This window comes from Pseudomonas sp. CF161 (assembly GCF_000416215.1).
In the GTDB taxonomy this organism is placed as follows: Bacteria; Pseudomonadota; Gammaproteobacteria; order Pseudomonadales; family Pseudomonadaceae; genus Aquipseudomonas.
Genome location: NZ_ATLP01000037.1, coordinates 22,231 through 33,248, shown reverse-complemented (window position 1 = coordinate 33,248; position 11,018 = coordinate 22,231). Strand labels below are relative to the sequence as shown.

General features: G+C 65.8%; 9 protein-coding genes. 2 read left to right on the top strand and 7 right to left on the bottom strand.

Features of this window, described 5'->3' with window-relative positions; translation table 11 throughout:
- The 6 genes from CF161_RS05260 to CF161_RS05235 form a co-directional block, all read right to left on the bottom strand.
- On the bottom strand, positions 1-777 hold a 777-nt coding region (locus CF161_RS05260), incomplete at its 3' end, for a DUF5682 family protein (protein WP_020295528.1).
- Positions 761-1,861 (bottom strand): AAA family ATPase, encoded by a 1,101-nt coding sequence (locus CF161_RS05255; protein WP_020295527.1) that lies wholly within the window; start codon positions 1,859-1,861, stop codon positions 761-763. The genes CF161_RS05255 and CF161_RS05260, both read right to left, overlap by 17 nt.
- Positions 1,862-1,894: 33 nt before the next feature.
- On the bottom strand, positions 1,895-5,578 hold the full coding sequence (locus tag CF161_RS05250) for a DUF4132 domain-containing protein (RefSeq protein WP_020295526.1): 3,684 nt from the start codon (positions 5,576-5,578) through the stop codon (positions 1,895-1,897).
- A 107-nt stretch (positions 5,579-5,685) separates the two neighbouring features.
- The gene (locus CF161_RS05245; RefSeq protein WP_020295525.1) at positions 5,686-6,126 is read right to left on the bottom strand and encodes a carboxymuconolactone decarboxylase family protein; all 441 of its coding nucleotides are present in this window, start codon (positions 6,124-6,126) and stop codon (positions 5,686-5,688) included.
- A 107-nt stretch (positions 6,127-6,233) separates the two neighbouring features.
- Entirely contained in the window at positions 6,234-7,676 is a 1,443-nt protein-coding gene (locus CF161_RS05240; protein WP_020295524.1) for a mechanosensitive ion channel family protein, read from the bottom strand.
- 140 nt (positions 7,677-7,816) lie between these two features.
- Positions 7,817-8,689: a pirin family protein gene (locus CF161_RS05235; protein WP_020295523.1), complete on the bottom strand. Its 873-nt coding sequence runs from the start codon at positions 8,687-8,689 to the stop codon at positions 7,817-7,819.
- 220 nt (positions 8,690-8,909) lie between these two features.
- Between CF161_RS05235 and CF161_RS05230 the strand changes: the two genes are divergently transcribed.
- Positions 8,910-9,446 carry a PaaI family thioesterase gene (locus CF161_RS05230; RefSeq protein WP_020295522.1) on the top strand — a complete coding sequence of 179 codons (537 nt, stop codon included), beginning with the start codon at positions 8,910-8,912 and terminating at the stop codon, positions 9,444-9,446.
- Positions 9,447-9,673: 227 nt separating this feature from the next.
- Positions 9,674-10,477, top strand: a complete 804-nt coding sequence (gene dkgB / locus CF161_RS05225; RefSeq protein WP_020295521.1) for a 2,5-didehydrogluconate reductase DkgB — start codon at positions 9,674-9,676, stop codon at positions 10,475-10,477.
- Between the two features lie 51 nt (positions 10,478-10,528).
- On the opposite strand, the gene CF161_RS05220 is transcribed toward dkgB, so the two are convergent.
- A complete protein-coding gene (locus tag CF161_RS05220; RefSeq protein WP_043228680.1) occupies positions 10,529-10,957 on the bottom strand; it encodes a hypothetical protein in 429 nt (142 codons plus the stop codon).
- Between the last annotated feature and the right edge of the window lie 61 nt (positions 10,958-11,018).

The following is an 11,018-nucleotide window of genomic DNA, read 5'->3' as shown; positions in this document are numbered from 1 at the left end:
CGGCAGCGCCACCGCGTGCAGGCCACCGACCACCACCAGCACCGGCCCCTGCCCCGGACGCCGGGCGGCCAGGGCCTGCTGGATATGCCAGGCCATTTCCGCCTCACGGGCCAGGGTGCCGTCGGCCAGCAGCTCGTCGTGGCTGCAATCCAGGCGCGCCAGTTGGCAATAGGCCGCGACCCGGGTCAGGTGCTCGGGCCAATCGCCCCGGGTCGCCGGCACCTCGAACAGGTGTTCCCAGAGTTCTTCGTGGTCGCGGCAGCCCAGTTGGCTGGCCAGGCGTTGCAGGTGTTCGCTGCGCTGGTAACGACCTTCGTCGAGCAGCGAGTCCTGGCCGAGCTCCACCTCGGGCGGCAACGCTTCCAGGGCGCATTGCTCGGCAAAGTCGAGGTCGATAAAACGTGCGGGTATGCCCAGGGCCGCTGCGGCGCGCAGGGCCACCAGCTCCGGCGAATAGTCACAGAACGGATAATAGGCGGCGCGCCGCGAATCCGCCGCCGCGCCGCCCACGGCGTAGGTGTAGATCGCCAGGGGCATCTGCGCTTCGGGGTGCACCAGCAGCGGCAGCAACGGGTCGAAGGACCGTGGCCCTTCCACCAGCACCACGCTCGGCGGATGGCTGGCAAACAGTTGCTGCAATTGCCAGGCGCAACCGGGGCTGTGGTGGCGCACGGCAAACACAATCAACTCATCGCTGGCCAGGCTCTGGCCCAGGGCGCGCAGGCTGGCGCTGTCCAGCTCGGTGCCGGCCAGGGACGCGTCAGCGATCAAGCTCACGCCGCGCCTCAAGCACCCGCTGCCATTGCGGTTGGCGCTGGGCCCGCTGGCGCACCACCACGTCGAAATAGTGGCGCAGCTTGCCGCCGTCCTCGGGGTTGTCCTTGAGCACGGTGCCGATCAGTTGCCGGGCAATATGCTCGCCGCCGACCACGCCGTTGCCAAAGTAGTGGGCATCCAGGCTGGCGGCGTACCCCACCGCCACCGCCTCGGCGGCCGACATCACCGCGCTGGGTTTCTCCAGCACCGTGCCTTCGGCGGTGGCGCCGTGGCGCAGATCGTTGAAGGCGGTCACCAGCAATTCGAGCACGTCGGGGCTGAAGTCGACCTTGACCTGGGCCTGTTGCAACAGGGCCTCGGTCTGCTCGCGCACCAGTTGGGTTTCCAGGCGCCGGTCGCTGATGGGGCGCACGGTTTCGAAGTTGAAGCGGCGCTTGAGGGCGCTGGACATCTCATGCACGCCCCGGTCACGCAGGTTGGCGGTGGCCAGGATATTGAACCCCGGCGCGGCAAACACCGTGGCCTCCTCGCCCTTGAGTTCGGGCACGTGCAGCACCTTGTCCGAGAGCAGGCTGATCAGGCTGTCCTGGATCTCGGGCTGCATGCGGGTGATTTCTTCGATCCGGCACAGGCTGCCGCTGCGCATCGCCTCATACATCGGGCCGCGCACCAGGGCGCGCTGGGTCGGGCCTTCGGCCAGCAGCAAGGCGTAGTTCCACGAATAACGGATCTGCTCCTCGGTGGTCCCGGCCGTGCCCTGTACCGTGCACAACGACTCGCCGCAGATCGCCGCCGCCAGCAGCTCGGAGAGCATCGACTTGGCAGTCCCCGGCTCGCCCACCAGCATCAACCCACGGTTGCTCATCAGGGTCACGATGCAGCGGTCGATCAGGGCATCGTCGCCATAGAACTTGCGCCGCACCTGCAACGCCCCGTCGCCGAGGATAAACCCGCGCACCGCGCGCGGTGACAGGCGCCAGCCGATGGGGCGCGGGCCGCTGTCGTGCTGTTGCAGGCGCGCCAGTTCAGCGGCGTGGGCCTGTTCGGCCGGGGCCTTGAGCATTGCGCCAGGCGCAGGGGTCATGGGCGTGGTCCTTTAAGGTGGCGTGCCAGGCGTTCAGTATTCACTTTTCTTTTCCCAATCCGGGTCGAACCCTGTGCCCTGGGCGGCGATCGAGCGCAGGTCGTGGTAGCACTCCGAAAGCAGAATCGTCGGCACCTCGGCCAGGGGCATGCTGTGGCCGCCGCGATAGAACGTCAGGTCGACCAGGGCCACGGTGCGATTGCTCTCTGGCAGCGGGTTGCCGGTAAAGCGGATATCGGCCGACAGCCCGAGGCTGACAAAGGACTTTTCATAGGTGTAGAACCAGCCGGCATCCTCGGTCGCGCCCCGGGTATACCCCAGCTTCAGCGCGCGGCCGCGCAGGGCGAAGGCTTCCAGCAGGTGGCCCTTGAAGTCCTCGATGGCATGGGCCTCGCCCTGCCCTTCGGGCAACTGATAGACGCCCTTGCCCAACTGCTGGAACAGCGGCGTCACTTCGTAGTCCACCAGGTGCTGCTGCCACTGCGCCAGTTCCTCGGCGCCCAGCAGCGAATCATGGGCCAGGCGCACCCGGGCGTCGTCGGCCAGGGTCAGCGGGTTGTCCTCGCGATCGGTCAGGCTGCCATCGTCCAGCGGGCGGAAGCTGGCCACAACCCGGTCCCCTTCGACCTGCACCCACACCAGGCGCTGCAACAGCCGGCGCATGATCGGGTGCTGGTTGAGGTAACGCTGCCAGTCGGCGTACGGCCACTCGCGGCCGGTGCACAGGGCTTCGTAGAGGCGCTCGGTCTGCTGCTTGACGATGCTGGCCAGGGACTTCTTGGCGCTGGCGAATTGCTTCTTCGCCTCTTTGGCTTCGTCGGCGTCGTCGTCCTGGCGCGGGTCGGGCAAGGCGGCGATTTTCTTGCCGTCGGGGTTGTACAGCTCGATCTTGAAGTCGGCCAGCAAGCGCGCACTGAACAGTCGCTCGCCGTAACTCAGCTCCAGCACGCCGTGCTCGTCGAAGCCGGCCGAAGGCAAGGTGCGGTCCGCCAGCTCGGCCAGGGTCCAGTGGTTGCGTTCGGCCAGGGCCTGGGCTTGCAGGATGGCTTCTTCCTGAAAGCCCGCGGTGCGAAAGCGACTGGCAATGGACAGCAACAGCTGGGTCGCGGACGGGTGCTCGACCCAGGCCAGCATGGCGATCAGCGCCTTGCCCTGGGACGCGCGAGTGCCATAGAACTCCTTGAGGTAGCGCCCGGCCGGGGCCGCTGCATCAGCTCCGGCACAGGCCGCCACCACCGCCAGCAAGCCCTTGCTGGCCGCCGCCGAGCCTTGGGGCTGACGCATGAAACGCGGCAGGAAGCTGGCGCTCAGTTCGTCCAGGCTCTTGCCCAGGTGCGGGCTGTCCTTGTAGTCGTCCGGGTAGCGCTGGATGAAAAACAGGGTGTTGGTGGCATGCTGCTCGGCCAATTGCTGGGCCTGCTCCAGCGGGATCGGCCGGGTGTCTTCGGCGAGCCAGGTGTCCAGCACGAACTGGCCGAAACGCTCGCGGCCACGGGCCTCGAACATCCCGCAGAAGCGCCGCAGCAACGCCCCCGGCTGCGCCGACTTGAGCTTGACCGCCTGGGCCAGCAGGCCCTGGGCCGCCTGGGCCGGAACCGGCTCCTGGGTATCGGCCCAGCGCAATTCGGGCAAGGCGTCCCACGGGAACCACGCCAGGTCCTTGGGCGCGCCCTTGGCCATGGCTTTGCGGGTGTCGATGACCCACTGCTCACGGTCCAGGTACTGCTCCACCGGCTGGCCCATTTGTTCCAGGGCTTCGATCATGGCGGTGCGCACGCCGTCGTTCTTGTCCTTTTTCAGGGCCTGTTCCAGGGCCGGGATCGCCGCTTGATAAGCCAGGTTGCCGAGCCATTTGGTGGCCAGCAGCCGAACCTCGGACTTGCCCGAGCCGAGGGCAGCAATCAGGTGCGCCTCCTTGCCCGGCAGCTGCTCCAGGGCGCGTTGGGCCAGGGCCCGCTCCCCCTGGTTGGAGCCCAGGGCGATCTCGAACAGGCGGTTGATCAACGGCGCGGGCGGCGCTGTCATCTTGACCACCGCGGCGTACAGCGCGTCGGTGTGATACACCTCCAGGGCCGCCAGCGCCTGCTCCAGCCAGCCCTGATGCAGGGCGAAGTACGGCGCCACCGCGTCGGCATCCCAGCCCTCGGCAAACCCGTTATTGAAGCAATCCTGCAGCAGGCTGTCGCCGCTGCGGCCACGGTCCTCAAGCATCTGCGCCAGGGACATCAGGCTCAGCGAGTCGTCCTGTCGGTAGGCTTGCTCCAGCGCGCGGCAGGTGATGTGGCTCAGGCGGCCCTCGCCACTGCCCAGGGCGTTGCAGAAATCCAGGACCTTGAACGCCATCACCGCGGTCAACGCCTCGCTGTCGGCGAAGGCCTGCATCGCCGAGCGGGAAAAGTACTCGCTGTGGTCTTGCGGCAGCTCACGGGACGCCGGCGGCAGCACTTCGGTCGAGGCCAGGAACGCCTTGAGCTGCTCCAGGGCCGTGGCGCTGTAGCGGGGCCACAACTCCGGTTTGCCGGCAGTTTTTTTCTCCGGGTGGGCGGCGTAGTACTCGATGTTGCTCTGGTTGTGCTGATCGATCAGTTGATTGAGGTCGGCCCACAGTTGCTCGACCACTTCCAGGCGCTCGGGGGTCAGCGCCACCGCCCAGTCAATCACCGGGCCGCTGTACTCAACCGGCCCCTGCTCGTGGGCAGGCTCGGCGTCCCACTCGGCGAGCAGGCCGCGCACCGAGGCCGCACGGTCGGCTTCGGCCAGGGCCCGGGCCTCGGCGCGCAGCGGTGCATCCGCCAACTGGTTGGCCAGGGCCCACAGCAGGCGCAGGCCATGGGCGCGCTGCTCGGGCTTGCCGCCCTGGATCACCAGGGTCAGGGCTTGCAGGGCACCACGCTGGCACTTGAGCAGCAGCGGCGCCGCCTGCTCACGCACTTCGCGATTGCCGCCACAGGCCATTTCACACAGCTCAGTGGCCATGGCGCTCATGACCGGCGGCTCGAGGTCGCTCATCAGGTTCAGAACCTGGTGCTTGAGGTACATGTCCCCCGCCAGCAGCAGCGGCCGCAGCGCCTCGACATGGCGCAGCACCCACTGCGAATAGCCGTCCATATAGGGCACCAGGTAGATGCCGTAGCCCTGGCGGTAGGCGTCGTTCGAACCGCTGAAGCAGGCGGTCAGCAGCGCCGAAGGCGGCAGCTGCGCCTCCAGCAGCAAGGTTTCCATCAAGGGTGCGCTGATGCGCTGGACGATGCGGGTTTCGTCGGTCTGCGGGTCGCGCAAGAGCTCGACGCTGTGGGTCAGGAGCAGCTCTGGCCAATGGCTGCCGTCGGCCATGGTGATGCCGAAGCGGCGGGCCGGACAGGCTTGCAGCACCCGCGCCCAGCGCAACAGCTGGGCCGGGTCGACATCGGTCAGATCGTGATACAGCTGTGGCCCGAGGCTGCCGACCCGGCACGCGTGCCCGCTCAAAATGTGCAGGTAGTTGGCGACGGCGTAGCGCTGGCCCAGTTCGGCCAGGACCTGCGGCCCATCGCCCTGGCGCACATAGGTCAGGATCGCCTCGGCCAGGCCGGCGCGACCGCCGTTCTCGGGCAAGTGGTCAAGGGGTTCGAGGTAGGCCTGCAGGCGCTGCAGCCAGACATTGCCTGGCACTTTGCTCGCCGCTGCGGCCGGCGTTGCGCTGGCTCCACCCAATACCTTGCCTATCCATTTGAGCATGTGTCGTCCTGTTCGCTGTCGGTCCGTTTCGGGCGCGCAGGATATAACACAATTTCCCTTGGCGGCAGGGCGGCCTGTACAGCCGGCGCCCTTCCCCGGGCGGTCGCTTAGGCCTGTGGCAGCTTGCGAAACCCGACAGCCAGGCGGTTCCAGCTATTGATGGTGGAGATTGCCACGGTGAGGTCGACCATTTCGCTGGGGCTGAACGCGCTGGCCAGCAGCTCGTAGTCGGCGTCCGGGGCGTGGGTCTGGCTGATCAGGGTCATCGATTCGGTCCAGGCCAGGGCGGCCCGTTCGCGCGGGGTGAAGAACGGCGCCTCGCGCCACACCGACACCGCGTACAGCCGGCGCTCGGTCTCGCCACCCTTGCGCGCATCGGCGGTGTGCATGTCGACGCAGAAGGCGCAGCTGTTGATCTGCGAGGCACGCAGCTTGACCAGCTCGATCAGCGATTTTTCCAGGGGCAGTTTCGACACCGCGTTTTCCAGGGCCATCATGGCTTTGAGGGCATCGGGCGAGGCGGTGTAGAAATCGATACGAGGTTGCATGAACGTGCTCCGGTACAAGTGAATGTGCCGCTACGTTAAGCCCGTCATCGCTGCCGACCCATAGCCAATTGTGACAAAGATGAGGTGGCCAATCGGCCACTGCCGGCCTAGGTGTGGCGGCGCAACCACTGCATAAAGCCTTTTTTTGCCGGGGCCGGGGGCAGGTCGGCGGTCAGCACCTGGGCGCTGTGCAGGCGCAGGTCGAGCAGGTTCTTCATGGCTTCGCCGATATCCTGGCGCGCTTCCAGGCACGGCTTGAGGTAGTCCTTCTCGATGCGGTACAGGCTGCAGAAGGTCTTGGCGCTGAAGTCCGCCGGCACCGCCTGCTCGGCCAGGATCCCCGCCTCGCCGATCACCTCCCCCGGCCCCATGCGCCCGGCCTCGAACGGCACGCCGGCGCGGCTCAGGGTCACCGAGACCACGCCCGATTCGATGATGAACAAGTGGTCGCTGACCTCCCCCGCCGGCAGGATCATCGCCCCGGCGCGGAAGGTCTGCAGGTGCATGTTCTGGCTGAAGGTGTCTTTTTCCTCCTGGCGCAGGGTCGAGAAAATCGACGAGCTTTCGAGCAAGGCCCGGGGCCGCGACAGGTTGCTGGGGGCGGCGCTCTCACCGGTGGAAAGCAGGCTCACCCCGGCGGTCTGCAAGTGGCGGAACGCCAGGTCATACAGCTGATTGCGCACCTCGCGCTTGAGCCCCATGGAGGCCACGAAACCACTGATTTCGTACTCGACGCCGGCGCTGCCGGAGCTTTTGAGGGCCACGCTGGGCGCCGGGGTCGCCAGCAACGGGCGGCAGCCGAGCATCGCCCGCTCCAGCGCCTCGATCACCCGGTGCGGCCGGGCATGGGGGCTGACCTGCACACTGATGGACACCCCATGCATATCGCTGGGGCGGCTGAAGTTGATGATCTTGGCCTTGGCCGCCAGGGAATTGGGGATCACCGCCATGCTGCCCTGGGCGGTTTGCAGGCGCGTGGCGCGCCAATCGATATCGGTGACCCGACCTTCGGTGCCGTCGATGGAGATCCAGTCATCGAGCTGATAGGGCTTGGTGGTGTTGAGCACAATCCCGGAAAACACATCGCTGAGGGTGCTCTGCAACGCCAGGCCGACGATGATCGCCACGGCCCCGGAGGTGGCCAGCACGCCCTTGACCGGCAGGTCGAGCACGTAGGCCAGGGCGGCGATGATCGCGATCAGGAAGATCACCGCCCCCAGCAGGTCCTGCAACAGCCGCCCGGTGTGGCCGACCCGCTGCATCATCAGGGTGCCCAGGAGCACGGTCAGGGTGCGCGCGCCAAACAGCCACCAGCCGATCTGCAAACCGGTGGCCGCCAGGTGCAGCGGCACGTTCTCCGGCCAGGGCGCCGGCTGCATGGGGTTCATGCCTTCGTTGAACAACAGCAGGCTGAACAACGAAAAAATCAGCACCCGCACCGCCAGTTGCCAACGGCTGCCGCGGCTGCCGATCAGCCGCCACACCACAATGTCGATAAAGATCAGCGCCAGGGCGCAGAGCAACGGGTGATCGGTGAGGACAGACGGCATCGCGCAACTCCAGCAAACCAGTGGCGCGAAGATCGCACACCACCTGCAGCAGCAGGTATAGCTGGAAAATAAAAAATCCGGGGGGATGGAGGAATCGCGGGCTGCGGCGCGGGGTGAGGCCCGGCCGCAGCGATGGCGATCTAGTGCGCGGCGTCCATCCGGCCAAAGCCGCCGGACTGGAAGTCGATAAAGGCCTGGTGGATTTCCTGCTCGCTGTTCATCACGAACGGGCCGTGGCCGACGATGGGTTCGTCGATCGGCTCGCCGCTGAGCAGCAGCACCACCGCATCGTTGTTGGCCTCCAGGCTCAGTTGCTGGCCGTCGCGCGCGAACAGCACCAGTTGCCCTTCGCGCGCCAGTTCCTGGCCGTTGACCTGGACCGTGCCATGCAGCACCACCAGGGCCGTGTTGCGCCCGGTGGGCAGGTCCAGGGTCAGGGGCTTGCCGGCGTTGAGGCGGATGTCCCAGACGTCGATCGGGGTAAAGGTCCGTGCTGGCCCCTGTTGCCCGGCAAACTCACCGGCGATCAGGCGCAGGCTGCCGGCATCGTCAGGCAGGCTGATAAGCGGGATATCGCCATCGATCAGGGTCTGGTAGCCGGGCGCGGCCATCTTGTCCCGGGCCGGCAGGTTGACCCACAACTGGACCATTTCCAGGGTGCCGCCACGCTGGGCGAAACCCCGGGAGTGGAACTCCTCGTGCAGGATGCCCTTGGCGGCGGTCATCCACTGCACGTCGCCGGCACCGATGGTGCCGCCGCTGCCGGTGGAATCGCGGTGCTCCAGCTCGCCCTGGTAGACGATGGTCACGGTTTCGAAACCGCGATGGGGGTGCTGGCCCACGCCTCGGCGCTCGGTGGTCGGGCTGAATTCGGTGGGTGCGGCGTGATCGAGCAGCAGGAACGGGCTGATGTGCTGGCCCAGGTTGTCGTAGGAAAACAGCGTGCGAACCGGGAAACCATCGCCCACCCAATGTGCTCGGGGGCTGGTGTAGATACCGATGATGTTCTTCATGGCGGGCCTCAAAGGGGGTGGATAAAAAACAATGCGCCACCTTAAAGCAGCGCCTAGGGGCGCACTAGACGGCAAAAATCAGTTACTGCGTTCCATCCAGAGGACGATGGTGTGCGCATTGAAAGCTTCCGACCTGTGGCGGTTTTGTCACTGGCCGGGTAAATATTTCGAGCATAATATTTACCCCTCGTCGTCCTGTCCGCTCCCAGAGGAAATGCCCATGCAAAGCCCATCCCGTGACGCCACCCTGGCCCAATGGATCGCCCAGGAACAGGCCATGCGCGCCCGCCTGGCCGGGCCCGGGAGCCTGAGCCTGGCCGAAGTCAGCGCACTCTCGCCCAGTGAATTCTTCGAAGGCATCGGCAATGGCGAACTGCCCTCGCCGCCCATTGGCAGCCTGCTGGACTTTATCCCCATCGAATGGTCGGCCGGGATGTTCCTGTTCCAGGGCACCCCGGATTCACGGCACTACAACCCCCTGGGCAGCGTGCACGGCGGCTACGCCGCAACCCTGCTTGACTCGTGCATGGGCTGCGCGATCCACACCCAACTGCAAAAGGGCCAGGGCTACACCACCCTCGACCTGCGCATCAGCTACGTGCGCGCCCTCACCGGCAGCAGCGGCCCGATCCGCGCCGAAGGCAAAGTCGTGCACCTGGGCCGCTCCACCGCCCTGGCCGAAGGGCGCATCTACGATGTGGATGGGCGCCTGTATGCCACGGGGTCGACCACCTGCATGATCTTGCAGCCGCGCTGAAGACGGCTGTTGCCGATAGGCTGCGTTGGCCATTGCAGGCGCCGAGTACATCCGGGGGATCTCCGGGGTTGTTGCGGGACAGCGCAGCCTGCGGCAGCGGCTACAGGTGCGGGCGGGGAATGGATTCGTGCGTGGCGGGCAATATTGCTTTGTCCGGCCTTGGGTTTTTCTTCGGGCGGCCGGTGCGGATACTCGGGGCATTTCCCACCACACTTCCGGAGTTTTTTATGTCTGTACCCGCCTTTGGCCTTGGCACGTTTCGCTTGCAGGGCCAGGTTGTGATCGATTCGGTGAGCACCGGCCTGGAGCTGGGTTACCGGGCGATCGACACCGCGCAGATTTATGACAACGAAGCCGAGGTCGGCGAGGCCATTGCCGCCAGTGGCATCGCCCGCGACCAGCTGTTTATCACCAGCAAGATCTGGGTCGCCCATTTCGCCGCCGACGCCCTGATCCCCAGCCTCAAGGAGAGCCTGCGCAAGCTGCAAACCGATTACCTGGACCTGACCCTGATCCACTGGCCCTCCCCCGACGACCAGGTGCCGGTCGAAGAATTCATGAGCGCGCTGCTGGAGGCCAAACAACAGGGGCTGACCCGGCAGATCGGCATCTCCAATTTCACCATCGACCTGATGCAGCAAGCCATCAACGTCGTCGGCGCCGAGCAGATCGCCACCAACCAGATCGAGCTGCACCCCTACCTGCAAAACCGCAAGGTGGCGGAGTTCGCCCGCCGCCAGGGGATCCAGATCACGTCCTACATGACCCTGGCCTACGGTGAGGTGTTGAACGACCCGGTGATCCAGCAGATCGCCACGCAGCATCAGGCCACGCCGGCGCAGGTGACCCTGGCCTGGGCCATGCAGTTGGGTTATGCGGTGATTCCATCATCGACCAAGCGCGCCAACCTGCAGAGCAACCTGGGCGCCTGTGACCTGCGCCTGACCGAGGACGACATGGCGCGCATTGCCGGCCTGGAACGCGCCCATCGCCTGACCAGCCCCGCCGGCCTGGCGCCACACTGGGACTGAGCCCCCCAGGGTGCTGGCGCAGGCCCTGGCTGTTTTTGCTGGCGCGGCTGGTTAAAAAGCGTGGAGCTTGCGCTGGCTGCTGAGGCTGGCTTGCTCCATAAGGGGATCGACCCAGGCCATCAGGCGCCTCAGGCTTTCCCGGTCCGGCAGTTGCTGCTGGCTGAGCTGGATTTTCTGCTGACGGCGCGACAGCACCTGGGACTGTTCCAGGTGTTGCCCGTCGTAGATGAACGCGTGGTTGATCTGGGGGTTGTCCAGGCAAAAAGCCAGCAGATCGAACTGGGACTCCCCCACAAACGCGGCACTGATGATCAACAGGTCGAACGGTTCACACCCGTACTCCACCAGGGTCAGCAACTCTTCCAGGTGGTGCACCGGGGCAATGCGGAAATACCGCAGCTGGTTCAAGTCCCGTTCTATTTTCATGCGATTGAAGTGCTGTTCATCGGCAATCAGGACACGCAAAGTTTTACTCAACATTTTTTGTCAGACCGTGACGGTTAATTCAGCAGGATGTACGTTCTAGCTCCCTAGAGATCCG

Bases quoted from the DNA above. Each gene is read 5' to 3' on its own strand.
- CF161_RS05255 (WP_020295527.1), bottom strand. From the start codon at position 1,861: ATGACCCCTGCGCCTGGCGCAATGCTCAAGGCCCCGGCCGAACAGGCC.
- CF161_RS05250 (WP_020295526.1), bottom strand. From the start codon at position 5,578: ATGCTCAAATGGATAGGCAAGGTATTGGGTGGAGCCAGCGCAACGCCG.
- CF161_RS05245 (WP_020295525.1), bottom strand. From the start codon at position 6,126: ATGCAACCTCGTATCGATTTCTACACCGCCTCGCCCGATGCCCTCAAA.
- CF161_RS05240 (WP_020295524.1), bottom strand. From the start codon at position 7,676: ATGCCGTCTGTCCTCACCGATCACCCGTTGCTCTGCGCCCTGGCGCTG.
- CF161_RS05235 (WP_020295523.1), bottom strand. From the start codon at position 8,689: ATGAAGAACATCATCGGTATCTACACCAGCCCCCGAGCACATTGGGTG.
- CF161_RS05230 (WP_020295522.1), top strand. From the start codon at position 8,910: ATGCAAAGCCCATCCCGTGACGCCACCCTGGCCCAATGGATCGCCCAG.
- dkgB (WP_020295521.1), top strand. From the start codon at position 9,674: ATGTCTGTACCCGCCTTTGGCCTTGGCACGTTTCGCTTGCAGGGCCAG.
- CF161_RS05220 (WP_043228680.1), bottom strand. From the start codon at position 10,957: ATGTTGAGTAAAACTTTGCGTGTCCTGATTGCCGATGAACAGCACTTC.